Origin of the sequence: Cupriavidus sp. MP-37, assembly GCF_020618415.1 — a bacterium.
Taxonomy (GTDB): domain Bacteria; phylum Pseudomonadota; class Gammaproteobacteria; order Burkholderiales; family Burkholderiaceae; genus Cupriavidus.
Window position 1 is genome coordinate 178,146 of record NZ_CP085344.1, and the last position, 22,319, is coordinate 200,464.

The window sequence follows — 22,319 nt, forward strand, 5'->3', positions numbered from 1 at the left end:
CTTACCGCTCAGAGCGGAAAGTTATAGTCGATCGACAACGGCGCGTGGTCGCTGAACTTCTCGTCCTTGTAGATCGAGCACAGCTGCGCGGTGTCGGCGATCTTCGGCGTGGCCAGGTGGTAGTCGATGCGCCACCCGACGTTCTTGGCATAGGCCTGGCCACGGTTGCTCCACCAGGTGTACTGGTCCGGCCGCGGGTCCAGCTTGCGGAACACGTCGACATAGCCGTGCACGTCGAACAGCTCGCCGATCCAGGCGCGCTCTTCCGGCAGGAACCCTGAATTCTTCAGGTTGCCCTTCCAGTTCTTGATGTCGATTTCCTTGTGCGCGATGTTGACGTCGCCGCACAGCACGATCTCGCGCCCGCTCGCCTTCAGCTGCAGCAGGTGCGGCAGGAACGCTTCCATGAAGCGGAACTTGGCCAGCTGGCGCTCCTCGCCGCTGGAGCCAGACGGCACGTACACCGAAATCACCGCCAGGTGCGGATACTGCACTTCCACATAGCGGCCCTCGCTGTCGAACTCGGCATTGCCGAAGCCGGTGATGACCCGCTCGGGCTTGTGGCGCGTGTAGAGCCCCACGCCGCTGTAGCCCTTCTTCTCGGCGTAATGGAAATAGCCGTGGTAGCCATGTGGCGCCAGGAACGCTTCCGTCATGTCGGCGGCCTGCGCCTTCAGTTCCTGCACGCAGACCATGTCTGCGTCCTGCTTGCCCATCCAGTCGAAAAAGCCTTTCTTCGACGCGGAGCGGATGCCGTTGAGGTTGGCGCTGATAATCCGTAACATTCGGGGAAATTTTGAATTCAGAGAGAAATGATGACGCAGCACAACTCGCCTGCCGGTGCCGTGGGTACCGCCGGCAATGACCTCAGCCAGACCTTTATCCGCTTCGCGCTCGACGCGGGCGTGCTGTCGTTCGGCGAGTTCGTCACCAAGGCCGGCCGCAAATCGCCTTACTTCTTCAATGCCGGCCTGTTCAACCAGGGCGGCATGCTGGGCCAGGTGGCGCAATTCTATGCGAAAACCCTGCTGGCCTCGGGCGTGCAGTTCGACGTGCTGTTCGGGCCCGCGTACAAGGGCATCACGCTGGCGTCGGCGACGGCCGTGGCGCTGGCCGGCATGGGACGTGATGTCGGCTTCGCGTACAACCGCAAGGAAGCCAAGGACCACGGCGAAGGCGGCACGCTGGTCGGGGCCAGGCTGCAGGGCAAGGTGGTGATCATCGACGACGTGATCTCCGCCGGCACCTCGGTGCGCGAGTCGGTGAACCTGATCCGTGCGGCCGGCGCCGAGCCTGCCGCGGTGCTGATCGCACTGGACCGCATGGAAAAGAGCGGCACCGCAGAGCAGGTCGGCACCCATTCGGCGGTGCAGGACGTGCAGCGCGAATTCGGCATCCCGGTGATCGCCATCGCCAGCCTGAAGGACCTGCTGGCCTATCTCGATGCCTCGCAGGATCCGGCGCTGGGCGCGTCGCGCGAGGCCGTGGCGGCCTATCGTCAGCGCTACGGCGTCTGAAACCGTTGTAGAGATCGGGCGCTGGCAGCCAGCGTCCGAGGCGTGGCCGGTAGGCACACGGCTGACTTTCAGACTGGGAGGGAGCGCGGCGTGGCGGCAAAGGAGCGGCAGGAACGGGCAGTGCGGCAGGCGGCAACGCCGTCCCCGACGGCGGAGTCCGCCGGCAACGGCGAGTCGCTGGCCGAGCGCGGCGCCCAGGTACGGCCGCGCAAGCCGGTGCGCCAGGCCGCCAAGGCCCCCGACCGGCCCGCGCACGAGGCTTACGCCGTGCGCGCCTTGGTGCTGCAGGGTGGTGGGGCGCTGGGGGCCTACCAGGCCGGCGTGTACCAGGGCCTGGCCGACGGCGGCATCTTCCCCAACTGGGTCGCCGGCATTTCGATCGGTGCGTTGAACGCGGCCATCATCGCCGGCAATCCGCCGCAGCGCCGGGTGGAGCAGCTGCGGGCGTTCTGGGAGCATATCTGCGCGCAGCCTTGGCTGCCCAGCCTGTCCTACACCTGGTTTGCCGATGACGCGGCAAGCTGGCCCGAGCCGATGCGGATCTGGTTCGACGGCCTGCACGCGGCGCGCGCCATGCTGGAAGGCCAGCGCGGCTTCTTCCAGCCGCGCAGCTGGCCGGCGCTGATGTCGCGCTACTCGGATCCGACCCATGCCAGCTTCTACGACACCAAGCCGCTGAAGGCCACGCTGGAGCGCTTTGCCGACTTCGACCTGATCAACCATCGCCCCGACCTGATGCGGGTGTCGGTGGGCGCGGTCAACGTGCGCACCGGCAACTTCGCCTACTTCGACAATACCCGCGACAAGCTCTGCGCCGAGCATTTCATGGCCTCGGGCGCGCTGCCGCCAGGCTTTCCGGCGGTGGAGATCGATGGCGAGTACTACTGGGACGGCGGGCTGGTCTCGAACACGCCGCTGGCCGAGGTGCTGACCGCGCAGCCGCGGCGCGACGCGCTGATTTTCCAGGTGGACCTGTGGAGCGCGCGTGGCAAGCTGCCGCATGACCTGATCGATGTGGCCGAGCGCCAGAAGGACATCCAGTATTCCAGCCGGACCCGCGCCATCACCGACTACATGCGCGAGCAGCAGAACCTGCGCCGCATGCTCAACGAGGTGATGGCGCTGGTGCCGCCTTCAAAGCGCAATAACGACTGGTACCGGCGCGCGGCCGAGCAGTCGTGCGATGCGCGCCGCAACGTGATCCAGCTGATCTACCGCGACAAGTCGTTCGAGAACCTGGCCAAGGACTACCAGTTCGGCCCGCTGACCATGCACGAGCACTGGACCAGCGGGCTGGAAGATATCCGCCAGACGCTGCGCCATCCGCAATGGCTGGCCATGCCCAGCCGCGAGCAGCCGTTCGTCACGCACGACGTGCATCGTGGCAACGGCGGCTGAGCACGGCCGGCGCGCGCTGGCTCAGTCGACCTTGACCTTGGCCAGTTCCGGACGCGCCGGCGGATACGCTGGCTTCAAATCCGCGAAGACCCTGGTCATGATCTCGGCCACCATCAGGTTGCGGTGGGTCTTGGAGTCGGCCGGCACCACGTACCAGGGGCAGTCGGGCGTGCTGGTGGCCATGATGGCGGCCTCGTAGGCATCCATGTAGGCCTTCCAGTGCTTGCGCTCGGCGAGGTCCTTGGTGTCGAATTTCCAGTGCTTGTCGGGGTCCGCCAGGCGCGCTTCGAGCCGCGATTTCTGCTCGTCGCGCGAAATATGCAGGAAGCACTTGACGATGGTGGTGCCGGTCTCGGTCAGCATCGACTCGAATTCCCGGATCTGGCGGAAGCGCCGTTCGCACTCGGCGGCGTCGATCCAGTGGTGCACGCGCGTGATCAGCACGTCTTCATAGTGGCTGCGGTTGAACACAACGATCTCGCCCGACTTTGGCACCTGCAGGTGGATGCGCCACAGGAAATCGCGCGCCAGTTCCTCGGGCGACGGCGCCTTGAAGCCCACCACGCGGATGCCGAGCGGATCGAAGCTGCGGAACACGCCGCGCACGGTGCCGTCCTTGCCGCTGGTATCCATGCCTTGCAGCACCACCAGCAGCTTGCGGCGGTGCTCGGCATAGAAGATGTCCTGCTGCGCGTCGAGCGCGTTGCTCAGCTCGATGATGCGGGCCAGGTCTTCCTCTTTCTTGCCGCATGACAGCGGCTTGCTGCCCGGGTCGAAGTCGGCAAGGCGGAATCGCTTGCCCGAGGTGATGCGGAAATCGTCCAGCGGCATGGGCGCTCCATTCGCGATGATCTGCGGATCAGGAAATCGGGCGCCCCGGGGCTGCGCTGCAAGGCAGGATGGGGAACAGGGGCGCGCAGCCCCTATGGTCAGGCCGGCAGGGCCGCCAGGTCAATGCTGCCTTCGAACACGGTGGTGGCCGGGCCGGTCATGCGCACCGGTTCGGCGCCGCCGTCCCAGGCGATGGTCAGCTCGCCGCCATGGGTCTGGACCCGCACCGGCGAATCCAGCAGGCCGCGCCGGATGCCGGCCACCACCGCCGCGCAGGCGCCGGTGCCGCACGCCAGGGTCTCGCCGGCGCCGCGCTCGTAGACGCGCAGGCGGATGGCGTGGCGGTCTTCGATCTGCATGAAGCCGGCGTTGACGCGGTTCGGGAAGGCCGAGTGATGCTCGATCACCGGGCCGTCCTGCAGCACCGGGAAGTTCTCGACGTCGTCCACCACCTGCACCGCATGCGGATTGCCCATCGACACCGCCGAAATCCATTCGGTGCGGCCGTTGACCTCGAGGCCGTACAGCGTGTCGGCACCTTCGGCCTGCGTGGGCAGGCCTTGCGCGTGGAACGGCACGCGCGCCGGTTCCAGCTCGGGCGCGCCCATGTCGACCGTGACCTGGCCATCGTCCTGCAGCGTCAGCGTGATCACGCCGTTCATGACCTCGACGCGCACCGAACGCTTGTCGGTCATGCCCTGCTCGGTGACGAAGCGCACGAAGCAGCGTGCGCCATTGCCGCAGTGCTCGACCTCGCTGCCATCGGCATTGACGATGCGGTAGCGGAAGTCGACGTCCGGGCGCGTCGGCTTCTCGACGATCAGGATCTGGTCCGCGCCCACGCCGAAATGCCGGCTGGCCAGCGCGCGCCACTGCGCCGGGGTCAGGTCGATCTGCTGGTGGATGCCGTCGAGCACGACAAAGTCGTTGCCCGCGCCATGCATCTTGGTGAACTTGAGTTTCATGGTGGGGATTTTAGCGGCGCGGCGCCGGACGTGCCGGCGCGCTCAGTAGATCTCGGGCTCGCCCGGCAGGCGGTGCTTGAAGCGCTTGTGCACCCAATAGTACTCGGGCACGCGGGGGCGGATGCAGTCCTCGAAGAAGGCATTCATGCGGCGCGTGTCGTCGGTCACGCTGGCGCCCGGGTAGTGTTCCCAGGCTGGCAGCACGCGCAGCACGTAGCCCTGGTAGTCGGGCAGCATCTCGGTGTAGATCGGTACCACCCTGGCGCCGGTCAGGCGCGCCAGCCGCGATACCGAGGTCAGCGTCAGCGCCTGCACGCCGAAGAACGGCACGAACTCCGAATCGCGCTCGCCGAAATCCATGTCGGCAATCAGCTGCAGCGCCTCGCCCTTCTTCAGGCAGCGCAGGATGTCGCGCGCGCTGTCGTTGCGAGAAATCATGTTGGCGCCGAAGCGCCCGCGCGCCTGCTTGAGGAAGCCGTCGAACAGCGCGTTCTTCTGCTTGGTATAGAGCGAGGCGCCGGAGCGGCCGACATGCTCGCGCAGATGGATGGTGAGCCGGATCGCGCCGGCTTCGACGCCCGACAGGTGCAGCGTCACCAGGATGTGCGGGGTGCCGTCCAGCGCCACCAGCCCGGCCTGGTCGTCGATCTGCACCCAGCGGCGCATCTGCGCCTCGCTGCCGGTCCAGAAGATGCCGCGCTCGGCGAAGCTGCGGAACAGGATGCGGAAGCTCTGGCGCGACAGCGCGTCGATCTCGGCCTCGGTCCGGTCGGGGAAGCACAGCCGCAGGTTGGCCTGCACCACCTTGCGCCGCTCGCTGGGGATCCGGTACAGCAGGCTGCCGAGCGCCTCGCCGAAGCGCGCGACGAACGGATAGGGCAGTTTGCCCAGCACGGTCAGCAGGCCGATGCCGAGCCACGTGAACACACGGCTCATGAGATCGATCGATCAGTCGCCGGCTCGGAATCCGTGCCCTCGGCAGCCGGCTTGTCAGGGGTGCCTGGGTTGCCTGGGGTGCCCGCTCCGGCGGGATGCTTGTAGCGGTTGTAGCCCCACAGGTATTGCGTCGGGCACAGGCCTACCAGTTCTTCGATGGTGCGGTTGATGACCGCGGCGGCGGCGGCCGGATCGTCCGGCAGCATGCCGCCCTGGTTGATCACGCGCAGATGGCCGCGGTAGCCGGCGCCGCGCGGCAGCCGCTCGGCGAAGATCGCCACCACCGGTGCGCCGGTCAGCTGCTGCAGCCGGTGCACCAGCGCCATGGTATAGGCGGGCTTGCCGAAGAACGGCGCCCAGTGGCCTTCGCCGCCGCTGGGCACCTGGTCGGGCAGGATGCCCACCGCCTGGCCGCGTTTGAGCGCCTTCACCAGCATGCGCACGCCGCGCGGCGTCGCCGGCGCCATGTGCATGCCGGGCCGGGTGCGCATCTTTTCGATCCAGTCGCGCAGCCACGGCTGGTGCGGCGGCTTGAACAGCGCCGTCACCGGGCGATGCAGGGCGTGGGATTGCGGCAGCACCTCGAAGCAGCCCAGGTGCGGGGTCAGGATGATGATGCCCTTGCCGCGCGCCTGCAGCGTGGCGAGCTCGGGCCACAGGTAGTCATCGAAGCCATACAGCTTGGCGCCGATCCGTGAGCGGCTCCAGAAATAGGGCATCTCGATGATCATGCGGCCGGCCGAGCGGGCGGCCTCGTCGATCATCGCCTCGGTGGCATCGGGGAAGGCGAGCCGGAAATTTTCCCGCAGGCGCTGGCCATAGCGGCCGGGCAGCCGTGCGATCAGCAGGCCCAGCGCGCCGCCCGCGGCTTGCAGCAGCCGCAGCGGAAAACGGGAGATCAGCCAGAATAAAAAAGTCATCAGGCGTGGAAAACGGGTCCAGGCAAGTCCGCCGCGGGTCTGTGCCGGGATCGGACGGGCACGCAGGCGTGGGTCCGGCATGCCGGCAAGGTGTCGTACCGCACCCCTGTGGCACTGCAACGACGCCTGCAGGCGCGTATAATAGCGTGTATCGCCGAGTTAACTGACAACTTGCGGGGCGATGCGGCTCTGACCGGGCTGCCTGAAATACCGCTAAAGCGTCGCCGCCATGGACCGAACAGGCTGGCACGCAATAGCCAACCTGGAGAATAAGTTCGTGGCAAACGACTTCCTTTTTACTTCGGAATCCGTCTCCGAAGGCCATCCCGACAAGGTCGCAGACCAGATTTCCGACGCCGTCCTGGACGCCATCCTGGCGCAGGACAAGTATGCGCGTGTGGCAGCTGAGACGCTTTGCAACACCGGTCTGGTGGTGCTGGCCGGGGAAATCACCACGACCGCCAACGTCGACTATATCCAGATCGCGCGCGACACCATCAAGCGCATCGGCTACGACAACACTGATTACGGCATCGACTACAAGGGTTGCGCGGTGCTGGTGGCCTATGACAAGCAGTCGCCCGACATCGCCCAGGGCGTCGACCGCGCCTCCGACGACTACCTGAACCAGGGCGCCGGCGACCAGGGCCTGATGTTCGGCTACGCCTGCGACGAGACCCCGGAACTGATGCCGTTCCCGATCTACTACGCGCACCGCCTGGTCGAGCGCCAGTCGCAGCTGCGCCGCGACGGCCGCTTGCCCTGGCTGCGCCCGGACGCCAAGTCGCAGGTCACGGTGCGCTATGTCGACGGCAAGCCGCACAGCGTCGACACCGTGGTGCTGTCGACCCAGCATGCCCCGGACATCACCCAGGCGCAGATCCGCGAGGCCGTGATCGAGGAGATCATCAAGCCGGTGCTGCCGGCGGAGATGCTCAAAGAGACCAAGTACCTGGTGAACCCGACCGGGCGCTTCGTGATCGGCGGGCCGCAGGGCGACTGCGGCCTGACCGGGCGCAAGATCATCGTCGACACCTACGGCGGCGCTTCACCGCACGGCGGCGGCGCGTTCTCGGGCAAGGACCCGTCCAAGGTCGACCGCTCGGCCGCCTACGCCGCGCGCTACGTGGCCAAGAACGTGGTGGCCTCGGGCCTGGCGCGGCAGTGCCAGGTGCAGGTCAGCTACGCCATCGGCGTGGCCCGGCCGATCAACGTGACGGTCTATACCGAAGGCACCGGCAAGATTCCGGATGCCAAGATCGCGGAACTGGTGCAGGAGCATTTCGACCTGCGGCCGAAGGGTATTGTGCAGATGCTGGATCTGCTGCGGCCGATCTATGAGAAGACGGCTGCCTATGGGCACTTCGGGCGTGAAGAGCCGGAGTTCTCGTGGGAGGCTACGGATAAGGCGGCTGCGTTGCGGTCTGCTGCTGGGTTGTAAGCGGTACGTCGGAGCCCGGACTTCGGCAGGCCCCGCCAGCTCGCAAGGGTTGGTGGGGTTTCGTGTTTTTGGGCGGTCGCTGTTGGTGACATGCTGTCGGCTTTCAAAGGCCGACAGCATGTCACCAGCCTCGACCACGCGTGAAAGGCTGAAATCCGCCTCCATTTCCCCCAGTAGTAAAATCCCAGATCACAAAAAACTCCTTTCCGGGGCCCCGTCCCCAGGACTCCCATGCCCGCTGCACCAGCCGTTGCCACTGCCACGCCGACCCGCTCCGCATCCGAAGGGACCCTCGACCTGATCCGCCCGCAGCCCTACGCCGACTGGGCTCCGCAGGTCACCCCCGAGGAACGCGCCACGCTGCGCCGCGAGCTGGAGCAGGGCGCGGTGCTTTACTTCCCCAAGCTGAAGTTCCATTTCCAGCCCGGCGAAGAGCGCTTCCTCGACAGCCGTTATTCCGACGGCAAGTCCAAGAACATCAACCTGCGGGCCGACGACACCGCGGTGCGCGGCGCGCAGGGCAGCCCGCAGGACCTGGCCGACCTGTACTCGCTGATCCGCCGCTACGCCGACAGCAGCGAGTTGCTGATCCGCACGCTGTTCCCCGAATACATCCCCCACATGACGCGCGCCGGCACCTCGCTGCGGCCCAGCGAGATCGCCGGACGCCCGGTCAGCTGGCGCAAGGACGACACCCGCCTGCATGTGGACTCGTTCCCGTCCAACCCGATGCTCGGCAAGCGTCTGTTGCGCGTGTTCCACAATATCGACCCGGCCGCGCCGCGCGTGTGGCGGGTGGGCGAGCCGTTCGGCGACTTTGCGCAGAAGTTCGTGCCCAAGACCCACGGCATGTGGCCGGGGCAGGCGGCGCTGATGAAGCTGCTGCATATCACCAAGCGCCGGCGCTCGGAATATGACCACCGCATGCTGCAGCTGCATGACCTGGCCAAGGCCGACCTCGACTACCAGGCCAACGTGCCGCAGCAGGAATTCCACTTCCCGCCGGGTGCGACCTGGATCGTCTTCAGCGACCAGCTGCTGCACGCCGCCATGCGCGGGCGCGCGATGATGGAGCAGACCATCTACCTGGCGCCGCAGGCGATTTCGGACCACACCCATTCGCCCGAGGCGGTGCTGTCGCGCATGCTCGGGCGGCCGATGCTGGTGTCGTGAGCGCGGCCCGCGCCGGCTGAAGCTCAACGCAGCAGCAGGCGCAGCATGGTGTCGAAGGTCTTGCCGTAAGGCGGCTTGAGCAGGCCGGCGCCGTTGAGGCTGGCCTGGTGGAACACCGGCTTCACCTTCGAGAAGGTATCGAAGCCTGCCTGCCCGTGATACGCGCCCATGCCGCTGGCGCCGACGCCGCCGAACGGCAGGCCGTCCTGGGCGATATGGAACAGGGTGTCGTTGACGGTCACGCCGCCGGCGACGGTCTGCTTCATCACATGGTCGACGGCGCCGCGGTCGCGCTCGAACACATACAGCGCCAGCGGCCGCGGGCGCGCGTTGATGTAGTCGACCGCCTCGTCGAGCGTGCGGTAAGTCACCACCGGCAGCACCGGTCCGAAGATTTCCTCGCGCATGGCGGTCACGCCTTCCGGCACATCCAGCAGCAGCACCGGAGGCAGGCGCCGCGCCTGCGCGTCCGGTTGCGCCTCAGACAGCGGCACCACGGTTGCACCCTGAGCCGCGGCCTCGTCGACCAGTCCTGCCAGCCGAGCGAAATGCCGCGGGCTGATGATGCTGGTGTAGTCCGCGTTGCGCGCCAGGTCCGGGTAGAGCCGGCCCACGCAGCGGCGCGCCGCTTCCACCAGTTGCGCCCGCAGGTCCTCCGGCACCAGCACATAGTCCGGCGCGATGCAGGTCTGCCCGGCGTTCATCAGCTTGCCCACCAGGATGCGCTCCACCGCGCGCTCGAGGTCGGCGCCGGCGCCGATGATGGCGGGGGACTTGCCACCCAGCTCCAGCGTCACGGGCGTCAGGTTCGCGGCCGCCGCGCGCATCACATGGTGGCCCACCGCGGTCGAGCCCGTGAACAGCAGGTGGTCGAACGGCAGCGCGGTGAAGGCGCTGGCGACTTCGGCATCGCCGTTGATCACCACGATCTCGTCCGGGGCGAAGTGCTGCGGCACCAGCTGCGCAAACAGTGCCGCGAAGCGCGGCGTGTATTCCGACAGCTTGACCATGGCGCGGTTGCCTGCCGCCAGTGCGCCGGCGAGCGGTCCGATGGTCAGGTACAGCGGGTAGTTCCAGGGCACCACGATGCCCACCACGCCGAGCGGCTGCGGCACCAGGCGCGAGCGGCCCGGACGGAACCAGAACCCGGTGGGCGCGCGCCGCACGCGCATCCAGCGCTTGCCGTGGCGCAGCGCATCGTCGATGCCCGCGAGGCTGGGGAACACCTCCAGCAGCGCGGTTTCCTGGCGCGGACGGTTGGTGAAATCCGCGTGGATCGCGGCGGCAATTTCGGCCTGGTTTTCGGTCACCAGGCGCCGCAGGCGCTGCAGGCGGTCGGCGCGCACGGTCCAGGCGGGCAGCTGGTCGCGCCGCGAGGCGGCATGCATCGCGCCGAAGACGGACGACAGGTCGGGGACTTCTCGCATGGCTGCGCTCCTGGATTTGCGCGCACATTCGCGCACCATCGCGCAAGATAAGGCAGCGCGCCTGCCAACACAATGGAAGCTTCCCACCAGAAGGCCAATTGAAACACCCGTCCGGAAACGCTCGTCCGACGCGCGCGCATTTCGTTGCCGTCGCCCCGCTCCGGCCCTTGAGCCAGCGCAGCCAGCGCCTACACTGAATCTCACGGCTTGCCATCCGCTGGACGGACAGGGCGCGCGCGCCGGCGCAGCCCGGCTCACGCATGCGCGCCGCCTGCGGAACCGCGGGGAGACAGATGGAAACCACCTATGACTACGTCATCGTCGGCGCGGGCTCGGCGGGCTGTGCGCTGGCGGGGCGCCTGGCCGACAGCGGCGACGACACCATCGCGCTGGTCGAGGCCGGGCACCACGACCACCATGTGCTGGTGCGCACACCCGCCGGGCTGGCCGCGCTGCTGCCGCGCGCGGGAGCGCGCAACTACGGCTTCCACACCGTGCCGCAGCCGGGCCTGAACGGCCGCCGCGGCTACCAGCCGCGCGGGCGCGGGCTGGGCGGCTGCTCGTCGATCAACGCCATGATCTATACGCGCGGCCGGCCCGCCGACTACGATGCCTGGGCCGACGCCGGCTGCGATGGCTGGTCCTGGGACGACGTGCTGCCGTACTTCCGCCGCGCCGAATGCAACGAGCGCCTGGCGGGCAGCGACGACGATCCGCTGCACGGCGGCAACGGCCCGCTGCATGTCAGCGACCTGCGCACGCCCAACCCGTTCGCCGAGCGCTTTATCGAGGCCGCGCAGCAGGCCGGCTATCCGCGCAACGACGATTTCAACGGCGAAGAGCAGGAGGGCATCGGCTGGTACCAGGTCACGCAGCACGCGGGCGAGCGCTGGAATGCCGCGCGTGCCTACCTGCACGGCGGCAACGTGCGCGACCGCGCCTGCAATGGCGGCCGTGCGCGGCTGCAGGTGCTGACCGACACGCAGGCCCTGCGCATCGTCTTCGAAGGCCGCCACGCCACCGGGGTACTGGTGCTGCGCGACGGCCGCCAGCAGCTGCTGCGCGCGCGTCGCGACGTGATCGTGTGCGCGGGCACGTTCGGCTCGCCGCAGCTGCTGATGGTCTCGGGCGTCGGGCCCGCGGCGCATCTGCGCGAACACGGCATCGGCGTGGTCCATGACCTGCCCGGCGTGGGCGCCAACCTGCAAGACCATCTCGACGTGGTGCTGCACAAGCGCACCGCCGTGCCCGAGCTGTTCGGCGTGTCGTTCGGTGGCGTCGCGAGGCTGTTGTCCGAAATGCTGCGCTACCGGCGCGAGCGCGCCGGCATGATGTCGAGCAACTTCGCCGAGGCCGGCGGCTTCGTGCGCAGCCACCCGGCGCTGCCCGAGCCCGACCTGCAGTTGCATTTCGTCGTCGGCCTGGCCGACGACCATATGCGCAAGCTGAACTTCGGCCACGGCTATTCCTGCCATGTGTGCCTGCTGCGCCCGCGCAGCCGCGGCGAGGTCCGGCTGGCCGCGGCCGATATCCGGCGCGCGCCGCTGATCGATCCGAAGTACCTCAGCGACGCGCGCGACCTCGACGACCTGGTCGCCGGGGTGCGCATCGTGCGCAGCATCCTGGCGCAGCCGCAGCTGGCCTGCTTCGGCGGGCGCGAACTTTATACGGCCGGCCTGCGCGCCGATGGCAGCGACGATGCCGCCGTGCGCGAGCTGATCCGCGCGCGTGCCGACACCATCTACCACCCGGTCGGCACCTGCCGCATGGGCATGGATGCGATGGCGGTGGTGGACCCGCAACTGCGCGTGCGCGGGGTGGAGGGCCTGCGCGTGGTCGATGCCTCGGTGATGCCCACGCTGGTCGGCGGCAACACCAATGCGCCCGCGATCATGATCGGCGAGCGCGCGCACGACCTGATCCGCTATGCGCCGCGGGTGATGCTGCGGCTGCTGGAGTCGATGGAGGCCTAGCCCTCAAAGCCGCGCGTCGCCACCCGCCAGAGCGCGTCGGCGCCTGCGTCCAGCGTGCCGAACACGCGCCCGTGCTGGCGCCCGAGCCGGCTGGCGACGAACAGCTCCGCGTTCTCGGGTTCGGCATGCGCCAGCATCAGTGCTGCCTGCGCGGTCAGCACCAGGCCCTGGGCAAAGCGGCGCGCACTGGTTTCGAGCTGGTCGGCGTTTTCGCGCAGCATGGCCTGCAGCGAGGCCAGTTCGGCGCGCACCGCGGGATGGCCACCGGCGCGGCGCGACAGGTCTTGCAGCAGGCGCGCGCCGTCGTCCGGGTTGCGCTGGAGCGCGCGCAGCACGTCCAGGCACATGATGTTGCCCGAACCTTCCCAGATCGAATTGACCGGCGCCTCGCGGTACAGGCGCGCCATCGGGCCTTCTTCGACATAGCCGTTGCCGCCCCAGACTTCCATCGCTTCGCCGGTGGCTTCGAGCGTGCGCTTGCAGACCCAGAACTTGGCCGCGGGCGTGACCACGCGCTTCCAGGCGGCGGCAAGCGGGTCGGGGTTGTCGCCCTCGGCATGCGCGAAGGCGTGGCCCAGCTCCATCATCAGCAGCGTGGCGGCCTCGGATTCCAGCGCCAGATCCGCCAGCACGTTGCGCATCAGCGGCTGGTCGCACAGCAGGTGGCCGAAGGCGCTGCGGTGGCGCGTATGGTGCAGCGCCTGGACGAAGGCCGCGCGCAGGATCGCGGCGCTGCCGATCACGCAGTCCAGCCGCGTGCTGGTGGCCATCTCGATGATGGTCGGGATGCCGCGGCCTTCCGCGCCGATCAGGATGCCGGCGGCGTCGCGGAACTCGACTTCGCTGCTGGCGTTGGAGCGGTTGCCGAGCTTGTCCTTGAGCCGCTGGATCTGCACCGCGTTGCGGCTGCCGTCGTCGCGAAAGCGCGGCACGAAGAAGCACGACAGCGGACCGTCTTCGGCGCCCATGCGCGCAACCACCAGGTGCGCGTCGCACATCGGCGCGGAGAAGAACCACTTGTGGCCGGTCAGCGCGTATTCGGCGCCGCGGCCTTCGCCGCGCACCGCGCGCGCCACCGTGGTGTTGGCGCGCACGTCGGAGCCGCCTTGCTTCTCGGTCATGCCCATGCCGATCATGATCGCGGTCTTGCTGCGCCATGGCAGGTCGCGCGCGTCATGCTCGGTGGCATACAGGCGCGGTTCGAGCTCGGCGAACAGCGCGGCTTCCTTGCGCAGCACGGGGATGCTGGCGAAGGTCATGGTGGGCGGGCACAGCGAGCCCGATTCCACCTGCGCCTGCAGGAAGTACCCCGCCGTGCGCGCCGCCCAGGCGCCGGCGCGCGGTTGCGCGAAGGGCAGGGCCTGCAGCTGCTGGCTGCGCAGCAGCCCCAGCAGCGCGTGCCAGCCGGGGTGGAACTCGACCATGTCGATGCGCTCGCCGGTGCGGCTGTGGCTGTGCAGCTCGGGCGTATGGCGGTTGGCATCCGCTGCCCATTGCTGCACTTCCGGCTCGCCCAGCCGCGCGCCGAACTGCCGCAGCGCGTCGGCATGCCAGCCGCCGCCCAGGCGCTCCAGCGCGGCCCGTACCGTGGGGTCGCTGTCGAACAGGTTGTAGTGCGCGAGATCCGGCACCTGGTTGAAGACGCGGTGAGTGGCGGCGTCGGTCATGCTGTCTCCTCGAGCGGGCTTGCCGTTTGCTTGCATGGTAGAGCACGCCGCGCGCGTATGAGTGCCTGTTGGTCCGCTTGGTGCCCGTTTTTGCGATGCAGCATGCGCAATTCGATACCTTTTTGCACAGCTGTGGCACCACCCGCGCCGGCGAACTGGCACTGGCGCCTGCCGGTGCTCTGTGCTTAAATTCACCCCGTTGGATGAAACAGGGGTGCCGTGCGGATGGGCCGTGCGGCTGAGAGAGTCCCTTCGAACCCGATCCGGTTAGTACCGGCGTGGGAAGTTTCAGCAAGACCAAGCCTCTTGTCCCTCCGGGACTCGCCGCCCAGGCCACCGGCCCCGGCAGCGCTCACAGGGCTCCTGGTTTCGTCCACCCCGCAAGAGAGAGAGGACGACACCCATGGCCCGTACTGCCCCCGCTGCATCTTTCGAATCGCTCGAAAGCGATCTCGACCAGAAATTCGCCTATCCGGCTTCGAGCAAGACCTACCTGACCGGCAGCCGCCCGGATATCCGCGTGCCGCTGCGCACCATCCTGCAGACCTCGACGCGCACGGAGAAGGGCGAGATGCCCAACCCGCCGATCCCGGTCTATGACACCTCGGGCCCGTACAGCGACCCGGACGTGCATATCGACCTGAAGGCCGGCCTGCCGCCGGTGCGCGCCAAGTGGATCGAAGAACGCGGCGACACCGAGGTGCTGCCCGGCCTGTCGTCGGAATACGGCCGCGACCGTGCCAACGACCCCGCCACCGCGCACCTGCGCTTCGCCCAGCTGACCAACCCGCGCCGCGCCAAGGCCGGGGCCAATGTGTCGCAGATGCACTATGCGCGCAAGGGCATCATCACGCCGGAAATGGAGTACGTGGCGCTGCGCGAATCGCTGAACCTGCAGGCGCTGTACGACAAGCCCGAATACAAGGCGCTGCTGCGCCAGCATCCCGGCAACGCGCTGGGCGCGGGCCTGCCGCTGCGTCCCGAAGACATCACGCCGGAATTCGTGCGCCAGGAAATCGCCTCGGGCCGCGCCATCATTCCCGCCAACATCAACCACACCGAGCTGGAGCCGATGGCGATCGGGCGCAATTTCCGCGTCAAGATCAACGGCAACCTCGGCAATTCGGCGGTGACCTCGTCGCTGGCCGAAGAAGTGGAAAAGATGGTGTGGTCGATCCGCTGGGGCGCCGACACCATCATGGACCTGTCCACCGGCAAGCACATCCACGAAACCCGTGAATGGATCCTGCGCAATTCGCCGGTGCCGATCGGCACGGTGCCGATCTACCAGGCGCTGGACAAGACCGGCGGCATCGCCGAGGACCTGACCTGGGAGATGTTCCGCGACACGCTGATCGAGCAGGCCGAGCAGGGCGTGGACTACTTCACCATCCACGCCGGCGTGCTGCTGCGCTACGTGCCGCTGACCGCCGACCGCGTTACCGGCATCGTCTCGCGCGGCGGTTCGATCATGGCCAAGTGGTGCCTGGCGCATCACAAGGAAAACTTCCTGTACACGCACTTCGACGAGATCTGCGAGATCATGAAGGCCTACGACGTGTCGTTCAGCCTCGGCGACGGCCTGCGTCCGGGCTGCATCGCCGACTCCAACGACGAGGCCCAGTTCGGCGAACTGCGCACGCTGGGCGAGCTGACCGCCAAGGCGTGGAAGCACGACGTGCAGGTGATGATCGAAGGCCCGGGCCACGTGCCGCTGCAGCGCATCCAGGCCAACATGGACGAAGAACTCAAGCATTGCTACGAGGCGCCGTTCTACACCCTGGGACCGCTGGTGACCGACATCGCCCCCGGCTACGACCACATCACCAGCGGCATCGGCGCGGCCAATATCGGCTGGATGGGCACCGCCATGCTGTGCTACGTCACGCCCAAGGAGCACCTGGGCCTGCCGGACAAGGAAGACGTGCGCGAGGGCATCATCACCTACAAGATCGCCGCGCACGCGGCTGACCTGGCCAAGGGCTGGCCCGGCGCGCAGCTGCGCGACAACGCGCTGTCCAAGGCGCGCTTCGAATTCCGCTGGGAAGACCAGTTCAACCTGGGCCTGGATCCGGAACGCGCGCGTTCGTACCACGACGCCACGCTGCCGGCCGAGGGTGCCAAGATCGCCCACTTCTGCTCGATGTGCGGGCCGAAGTTCTGCTCGATGAAGATCACGCAGGAAGTGCGCGACTACGCGGCATCGCTGCCCAAGGAAGCGCAGCAGGGCATGGAAGAAAAGTCGATCGAGTTCCTGAAGAAGGGCAGCAAGATCTACTCGTGATGTGGTAGCAGGCAGTACGGGCATGGCCTCGCAAGCCATGCCCGCGCATGATCCGCCGCCGCGCAGCGCCCCGCGCGGCGGCACCGATAACAAGGAGGCCGGACGCGGCCGCATGGCGCGCCCGGCACAACACCCTCATGACAGCAGTGCAGTCGTTTGATGTCGCCATCCTCGGGGCCGGCCTTGCCGGCCGCCTGGCCGCCTGGTTGCTGGTCCGCAGCGGCGCCCGCGTGGCGCTGGTGGAGCGGGCCGGCCCGGACGGCGCGGGCTCGGCCGCCTACGTGGCCGCGGCCATGCTGGCGCCGCTGGCCGAGTCGGCGATCGCCGAGCGCCGCATCGTCGACCTCGGCATCGCCAGCGTCGACCTGTGGCGCGCATGGCTGGCCGAGCTGGCCGAGCCGGTCTTCTTCCAGGAAGACGGCACGCTGGTGGTCTGGCATGCGCGCGACCGCGCCGAGATGTCGCTGTTCACCAGCCGCATGCGCGCGGTGGCGCCGCCGGAGCTGGTGGCGCAGCGGCTGCGCCCGCTCGACGCCGCCGGCGTGGGCGAGGCCGAACCGGCGCTGGCGGGCCGCTTCCCGCAGGGCCTGCTGCTGGCCGGCGAAGGCCAGCTCGACAACCGCGGCGCGCTGCGCGCGCTGCTGTCGTGCGCGGTCAGCGAAGGCGTGCATTGCGTCTGGGAGGCGGGCGAGGTCGATGCCGGCTCGCTGCCCAAGCTCGGCATCCGTGCCGACGTGGTGCTGGATTGCCGCGGCCTGGGAGCGCGCTCGGCGTGGCCCGCGCAGCCGGGCGGCGACAAGCCGGGCCTGCGTGGCCTGCGCGGCGAAGTGGTGCGCGTGCATGCGCCCGACGTCAAACTGCACCGCCCGGTGCGCCTGCTGCATCCGCGCTATCCGATCTATATCGCGCCCAAGCCCAACGACCTGTATGTGATCGGCGCCACCGAGCTGGAAAGCGAGGACGATTCGCCGATGAGCGTGCGTTCCGCGCTGGAGCTGCTGTCGGCGGCGCATTCGCTGCATCCGGCCTTCGGCGAGGCGCGCGTGCTGGAGCTGAACGTGCAGCGACGTCCGACCCGCCCCGACCACCTGCCGGCGATCCGCGTCGACCAGCAGGCGCGCGTGGTGCGCGTCAACGGCCTGTACCGCCACGGCTTCCTGATCGCCCCCGCGGTGACCGAGGCCGCGTGCGCGGTGGTGGGCGCGCTGCTCAAGGGCGATCCCGCCGCGCATGCGGTGCCTGCCGCGCTGCGCTGGCCCGGTATGATCGAGGCGGTGACGGAAGCGCCGGCGCCCACCGTTGGCGCGCGCTCCGGAACGCTGCATTAATGCAAGACTGACATGGATATCCTGCTCAACGGCCGACCGCTCGCCCTTGCCGAATCCGCCACGCTGGCGGACGCGGTGAGCGCGGCGAAGATCGCGCCTCCCTTTGCCGCGGCGCTCAACGGCCAGTTCGTGCCGCGCGCCGCGCATGCCAACACCCCTCTTGCGGCCGGCGACCGCATCGACCTCGTGCAACCCGTGACGGGAGGCTGACCCATGACCTTCGAACCTTCCGCAACCCTGCGCGACCCGTTCGTGCTGTATGGCGAGTCATTCGGCTCGCGCCTGCTGCTGGGCACCGCGCGCTATCCCTCGCCGGCCACGCTGGAAGCGGCCGTGCAGGCCTCCACCCCGGCCATGATCACCGTCGCGCTGCGCCGCCAGGGCGCGGTCGGCGATGGCGAGGGCGGCCAGGCGTTCTGGCAGATGCTGAAGGCGCTGAACGTGCCGGTGCTGCCCAACACCGCCGGCTGCTTCACCGCGCAGGAAGTCATTACCACCGCAATGATGGCGCGCGAGGTGTTCGAGACGCCGTGGATCAAGCTCGAACTGATCGGCGACGACTACACGCTGCAGCCCGACACGCTCAACCTGCCGGCCGTGGCCGAGACCCTGATCAAGGAGGGCTTCAAGGTGCTGCCGTACTGCACCGAAGACCTGGTGCTGTGCCGCCGCCTGCTCGACGTCGGCTGCCAGGCGCTGATGCCGTGGGCCGCGCCGATCGGCACCGGCCGCGGCGCGGTCAACCCGCACGCGATGCGCGTGCTGCGCGAGCGCCTGCCCGACACGCCGCTGATCGTCGATGCCGGCCTGGGCCTGCCGTCGCATGCGGCGCAGGTGCTGGAGTGGGGCTACGACGGCGTGCTGCTCAACACCGCGGTGGCGCAGGCCGCCTACCCGGTCGACATGGCGCGCGCCTTCGCGCAGGCCGTCGCCGCGGGCCGCACCGCCTACCTGGCCGGCCCGATGCCCGAGCGCGAAGTCGCGCAGGCCAGCACGCCGGTGGTCGGCATGCCGTTCTGGCACGCCGACAACACGGAGCAGCGCGCATGACCCGCCGCCCCGTGCACGCCCCCAGCGACGGCCCGCTGCGCCAGGCGGTGCTGGAACACTACGGCGACACCTTCGGCGTCGACGACAAGCCGTGGCAGGCGTGGCGCCTGCAAGACGCGCCGGCGCAGCCCGGCGCCCACGACGTGCTGCTGTCCGACGGCGAAGCCGACGCCGACACCATCGCGCGCGTTGCCGCCGCCGGCGCCACGCTGATCGAGACCGACCGCGAGGGCGGCCAGTGGATCGACACCGTGCGCTCGCCGATGGGCACCTGGGTATTCTCGGTTGGCGCGGACAGCGACCAGCCGCATTCGGCCGCCTTCGTCGCGGTGCTGCTGGCCTCGCTGTCGCTGCATTTCCCGGCCCACGATGCGCTGTGCCTGGCGCGCGCCTGGGCCCCGGGCTCGGCCGACTGGCCGTCCGACTTCGCGCGCTTCCCGCACGTGCGCCACGCCGCGCTGGTGGCGCCGGAACAGGCGGTCGAGCCATTCGCGCCGTGCCCCGCGCTGGGCCTGTACGTGGTGGTGCCCAGCGCCGAGTGGATCGAGCGCCTGGCGCCGCTGAACGTGCCCACGCTGCAACTGCGCTTCAAGTCCGGCGACGCTGCCGCGGTGCGCGCCGAGATTGCGCGCGCGGCCGCGGCCATGCAGGGCTCGTCGTCGCGTCTGTTCATCAACGACCACTGGCAGGCCGCGATCGATTATCACGCTGCCCATGGCACGCACAGCGGCCTCTACGGCATCCACCTCGGCCAGGAAGACCTGGACGACGCCGACCTCGACGCGATCCGCGCGTCCGGGCTGCGGCTGGGCGTGTCCACGCACGGCTACGCCGAGATGCTGCGCGTGGCCGCGATCCGCCCCAGCTACCTGGCGCTGGGCGCGATCTTCCCGACCACCACCAAGGTGATGCCGACCCAGCCGCAAGGCATGGGCCGCTTCCGTGCGTATGCCAAGCTGATGCAGCCGGTGATCCCGTCGCTGGTCGGCATCGGCGGCGTCAATGCGTCGAACCTGCGCGAAGTGCTGGCGGCGGGCGTCGGCAGCGCTGCCGTGGTGCGCGCCGTCACCGAGGCCGACGACGTGCCGGCCGCGGTGGCCCACCTCGTCAGCCTGTTCCCGGCCGGCTGAGCGCGCCATGGCCGCCTTGCGCATTCGCCTGGCGGCCGTCGCTGACCTGCCGCGGCTGCCGGATATCGAGCTGGCCGCCGCCGCGCTGTTCCCGGAGGGCGACCTGCCGGCGCTGCTGCGCCTGGTCAGCACGCCGGAGCCGGCACTGGCCGCGGCGCAGCGCGAAGGGCGCCTGTGGGTGGCCGAGCATGGCGGCGAAGTCGCCGGCTTCGCACTGGCCAGCCGCCGCGGCGCATGCGGCTATCTCGACGAGATGGACGTGCATCCCGACCATGGCCGGCGCGGCATCGGGCGCGCGCTGGTCGGCACGGTGCAGGAGTGGGCACGTGCCGGCGGACTGCGCTCGCTGGGCCTGACCACGTTCGCGCACCTGCGCTGGAATGCGCCGTTCTATGCTTCGATGGGATTCCGGCAGCTGGAGGACAGCGAACTTTGCCCCTTGCTGTCGGAGGCGCTGGCGGCGCAGCGCGCGGCAGGATTGCGGCAGCGCGTGGCGATGCGGCAAGAGTTGTGAGGCGGGGACCTATCCCGTCGGTTTGCTCCCCTCTCCCGCTTGCGGGAGAGGGAGAACGCAATCGGGAGTTGGAAGGCTCGAAGCAACGATGCTGCGGCGGTTTGCTCTCCTCGGTGCGAGCGATGGCAAATCCCATTGACAAGATTTGTGCGACATTCGCCCAGCCGCGCAAGCCGCAGCGGAGCCCGCCGCTATGATGTTGGCCAGCATCCCCCGCCAACCACCCAGCCGTGCCCGCCATGTCGACCCAGCTTCCCGCCATCATCCCCGCCGCCCCCGGCACGCCCGAAAAACCCTATTTCGGCATCGACGTGCCGCTGATGCGCTATTTCGGCCTGCAGCCGGAGCTGATCGAAGACGGCTACTGCCGCACGCGCCTGCCGGCGCATCCGCAACTGGTGAACAGCCGCGGCGACGTGCATGGCGGCACGCTGATGGCGACGCTGGATTTCACGCTGAGCGGCGCCGCGCGCTCGCATGCGCCGACGGAAACCGGCGTGATCACCATCGACATGTCGACCCACTTCCTCGCCGCCGCGCGCGGCGAGCTGACGCTGGAAGCACGCTGCCTGCGCCGCGGCGCGCGCATTGCGTTCTGCGAGGGGGAAGTGAAGGATGCCGACGGCAATGTGGTGTGCGTGGCGCGCGCCGCGTTCAAGCTGGTGCCGTTGTCCAGCGGCGGCAACTGATTACGGCCTGAAGTACCCGCCGCTCAGCCCAGCGCCCGCGGCGCGAAGGCGTGGTTCAGCGGGCCGTTGCCGCTGCCCAGCCGCAATCCCGCGCCGGCCGCGATGGCCTGCGCCACATAATCCAGCGCGGTCCCCACGGCCGCTTCCAGCGCATCGCCGCGCGCCAGCTGCGCCGCAATCGCCGCCGCCAGCGTGCAGCCGGTGCCGTGCAGGTTGCGGGTCTCGACACGCGGGTGCGTGAATACGCGCACGGTGCCGTCCTTCAGCATCAGCATGTCGTCCAGCCCGCCGGCGATGCCCGCCGCGCCATCGTCTTCCAGGTGGCCGCCCTTGAGCAGCACGGCCGGGCAGCCCAGCGCGATCAGGTCGGCGGCGGCCTGTTCCATCTCGGCGCGGCGCGCGATGCGGCGGCCCAGCAGGTAGGAGGCCTCGGGCAGGTTGGGCGTGACCAGCAGCGCGCGCGGGAACAGCAGCCGCACCATCGCCTGCGTGGTGGCATCGTCGGACAGCGTCGCGCCCGAGGTCGAGATCATCACCGGATCCACCACCAGCTTGCGAATGCCGTGCCGGTCGGCCGCCGCGGCCACGGCCTCGACGATGGCGGCGGTGCCCAGCATGCCGGTCTTGGCCGCATCCACGCCGATATCGCCGGCGACCGCGTCGATCTGCGCGGCCACCATCTGCGCCGGAATGGCATGCACGCCGGTCACGCCAAGCGTGTTCTGCGCGGTGATCGCGGTGATCGCGCTCATGCCGAAGCAGCCCAGCGCGGAAAAGGTCTTCAGGTCGGCCTGGATGCCGGCGCCGCCGCCGGAGTCGGAACCGGCGATGGTCAGGGTGCGGGGTGGCGTTGGAATCATCTGCGAGGAAATCAAGGAGGGCCGGTGCGCAAGGCGGCCGGGCACGCTACAATACCGCCACTCCGAGGAGCGTTGCAACGGATGCGGTAAGGCAGGCAGTGCCACCCCATGCATCCGCCAGGCTCGGACTGTCTTCAACGGCGCTCGCTGATCCGTGGTTTCGCACGGAGGCGAGTCGACCTATCCGCCCGCTGCGCATGTGCCCGCTGCCATGCC

The 22,319-nt window shown here is 68.9% G+C and carries 20 protein-coding genes and 2 riboswitches; of the genes, 12 read left to right on the plus strand and 8 right to left on the minus strand.

The window, feature by feature from the left end; translation table 11 throughout:
* Positions 1 to 8: 8 nt before the first annotated feature.
* Positions 9 to 785, minus strand: coding sequence for an exodeoxyribonuclease III (locus LIN44_RS00895; RefSeq protein ID WP_062796369.1), 777 nt, complete (start codon positions 783 to 785; stop codon positions 9 to 11).
* Between the two features lie 27 nt (positions 786 to 812).
* Between LIN44_RS00895 and pyrE the strand changes: the two genes are divergently transcribed.
* Positions 813 to 1,517, plus strand: coding sequence for an orotate phosphoribosyltransferase (gene pyrE, locus LIN44_RS00900; RefSeq protein ID WP_227313154.1), 705 nt, complete (start codon positions 813 to 815; stop codon positions 1,515 to 1,517).
* 90 nt (positions 1,518 to 1,607) lie between these two features.
* Positions 1,608 to 2,915: a patatin-like phospholipase family protein gene (locus LIN44_RS00905; RefSeq protein ID WP_227313155.1), complete on the plus strand. Its 1,308-nt coding sequence runs from the start codon at positions 1,608 to 1,610 to the stop codon at positions 2,913 to 2,915.
* Positions 2,916 to 2,936: 21 nt separating this feature from the next.
* On the opposite strand, the gene LIN44_RS00910 is transcribed toward LIN44_RS00905, so the two are convergent.
* The 4 genes from LIN44_RS00910 to LIN44_RS00925 all read right to left on the minus strand — a co-directional run bounded on the left by LIN44_RS00910 (position 2,937) and on the right by LIN44_RS00925 (position 6,567).
* Positions 2,937 to 3,746 (minus strand): polyphosphate kinase 2 family protein, encoded by an 810-nt coding sequence (locus LIN44_RS00910; protein WP_227313156.1) that lies wholly within the window; start codon positions 3,744 to 3,746, stop codon positions 2,937 to 2,939.
* A 98-nt stretch (positions 3,747 to 3,844) separates the two neighbouring features.
* A complete protein-coding gene (gene dapF, locus LIN44_RS00915; RefSeq protein ID WP_227313157.1) occupies positions 3,845 to 4,711 on the minus strand; it encodes a diaminopimelate epimerase in 867 nt (288 codons plus the stop codon).
* 42 nt (positions 4,712 to 4,753) lie between these two features.
* Positions 4,754 to 5,647 (minus strand): lipid A biosynthesis lauroyl acyltransferase, encoded by an 894-nt coding sequence (locus LIN44_RS00920; protein WP_227313158.1) that lies wholly within the window; start codon positions 5,645 to 5,647, stop codon positions 4,754 to 4,756.
* Positions 5,644 to 6,567 (minus strand): lysophospholipid acyltransferase family protein, encoded by a 924-nt coding sequence (locus LIN44_RS00925; protein WP_227313159.1) that lies wholly within the window; start codon positions 6,565 to 6,567, stop codon positions 5,644 to 5,646. The genes LIN44_RS00920 and LIN44_RS00925 overlap by 4 nt, the downstream gene beginning before the upstream one ends.
* Positions 6,568 to 6,844: 277 nt before the next feature.
* Here LIN44_RS00925 and metK point away from each other — a divergent pair, with 277 nt between their 5' ends.
* Together metK and LIN44_RS00935 are read left to right on the plus strand one after the other, a co-directional pair.
* Entirely contained in the window at positions 6,845 to 8,008 is a 1,164-nt protein-coding gene (gene metK / locus LIN44_RS00930) for a methionine adenosyltransferase (protein WP_227313160.1), read from the plus strand.
* A 231-nt stretch (positions 8,009 to 8,239) separates the two neighbouring features.
* On the plus strand, positions 8,240 to 9,181 hold the full coding sequence (locus LIN44_RS00935) for a Kdo hydroxylase family protein (protein WP_227313161.1): 942 nt from the start codon (positions 8,240 to 8,242) through the stop codon (positions 9,179 to 9,181).
* Between the two features lie 23 nt (positions 9,182 to 9,204).
* On the opposite strand, the gene LIN44_RS00940 is transcribed toward LIN44_RS00935, so the two are convergent.
* The gene (locus tag LIN44_RS00940; protein ID WP_227313162.1) at positions 9,205 to 10,608 is read right to left on the minus strand and encodes a coniferyl aldehyde dehydrogenase; all 1,404 of its coding nucleotides are present in this window, start codon (positions 10,606 to 10,608) and stop codon (positions 9,205 to 9,207) included.
* A 293-nt stretch (positions 10,609 to 10,901) separates the two neighbouring features.
* Between LIN44_RS00940 and LIN44_RS00945 the strand changes: the two genes are divergently transcribed.
* Positions 10,902 to 12,581 (plus strand): GMC family oxidoreductase, encoded by a 1,680-nt coding sequence (locus LIN44_RS00945; RefSeq protein ID WP_227313163.1) that lies wholly within the window; start codon positions 10,902 to 10,904, stop codon positions 12,579 to 12,581.
* Here the strand turns inward: LIN44_RS00945 and LIN44_RS00950 are convergent.
* A complete protein-coding gene (locus LIN44_RS00950; RefSeq protein WP_227313164.1) occupies positions 12,578 to 14,248 on the minus strand; it encodes an acyl-CoA dehydrogenase family protein in 1,671 nt (556 codons plus the stop codon). The genes LIN44_RS00945 and LIN44_RS00950 overlap by 4 nt on opposite strands.
* Before the next feature lie 200 nt (positions 14,249 to 14,448).
* A riboswitch (TPP riboswitch) is annotated at positions 14,449 to 14,550 on the plus strand.
* A 101-nt stretch (positions 14,551 to 14,651) separates the two neighbouring features.
* On the opposite strand from LIN44_RS00950, the gene thiC reads away from it, so the two are divergent.
* The 7 genes from thiC (at position 14,652) to LIN44_RS00985 (ending at position 21,243) form a co-directional block, all read left to right on the plus strand.
* On the plus strand, positions 14,652 to 16,532 hold the full coding sequence (gene thiC, locus LIN44_RS00955; protein WP_018004674.1) for a phosphomethylpyrimidine synthase ThiC: 1,881 nt from the start codon (positions 14,652 to 14,654) through the stop codon (positions 16,530 to 16,532).
* Positions 16,533 to 16,669: 137 nt separating this feature from the next.
* Positions 16,670 to 17,860: an FAD-dependent oxidoreductase gene (locus tag LIN44_RS00960; RefSeq protein WP_227313165.1), complete on the plus strand. Its 1,191-nt coding sequence runs from the start codon at positions 16,670 to 16,672 to the stop codon at positions 17,858 to 17,860.
* Between the two features lie 12 nt (positions 17,861 to 17,872).
* Positions 17,873 to 18,070, plus strand: a complete 198-nt coding sequence (gene thiS / locus LIN44_RS00965) for a sulfur carrier protein ThiS (protein ID WP_227313166.1) — start codon at positions 17,873 to 17,875, stop codon at positions 18,068 to 18,070.
* 3 nt (positions 18,071 to 18,073) lie between these two features.
* Complete coding sequence (locus LIN44_RS00970) at positions 18,074 to 18,910, plus strand: thiazole synthase (RefSeq protein WP_116381774.1); 837 nt, start codon at positions 18,074 to 18,076, stop codon at positions 18,908 to 18,910.
* Positions 18,907 to 20,040, plus strand: coding sequence for a thiamine phosphate synthase (locus LIN44_RS00975; RefSeq protein ID WP_227313167.1), 1,134 nt, complete (start codon positions 18,907 to 18,909; stop codon positions 20,038 to 20,040). Before LIN44_RS00970 ends, LIN44_RS00975 begins: the two co-directional genes overlap by 4 nt.
* A gap of 7 nt (positions 20,041 to 20,047) precedes the next feature.
* On the plus strand, positions 20,048 to 20,554 hold the full coding sequence (locus LIN44_RS00980) for a GNAT family N-acetyltransferase (protein ID WP_227313168.1): 507 nt from the start codon (positions 20,048 to 20,050) through the stop codon (positions 20,552 to 20,554).
* 239 nt (positions 20,555 to 20,793) lie between these two features.
* The gene (locus tag LIN44_RS00985; RefSeq protein WP_227313169.1) at positions 20,794 to 21,243 is read left to right on the plus strand and encodes a PaaI family thioesterase; all 450 of its coding nucleotides are present in this window, start codon (positions 20,794 to 20,796) and stop codon (positions 21,241 to 21,243) included.
* Positions 21,244 to 21,266: 23 nt separating this feature from the next.
* Here the strand turns inward: LIN44_RS00985 and thiD are convergent, their stop codons facing one another.
* Positions 21,267 to 22,103 carry a bifunctional hydroxymethylpyrimidine kinase/phosphomethylpyrimidine kinase gene (thiD, locus tag LIN44_RS00990; RefSeq protein WP_227313170.1) on the minus strand — a complete coding sequence of 279 codons (837 nt, stop codon included), beginning with the start codon at positions 22,101 to 22,103 and terminating at the stop codon, positions 21,267 to 21,269.
* A gap of 58 nt (positions 22,104 to 22,161) precedes the next feature.
* Positions 22,162 to 22,256, plus strand: a riboswitch (S-adenosyl-L-homocysteine riboswitch).
* Positions 22,257 to 22,319: the final 63 nt, after the last annotated feature.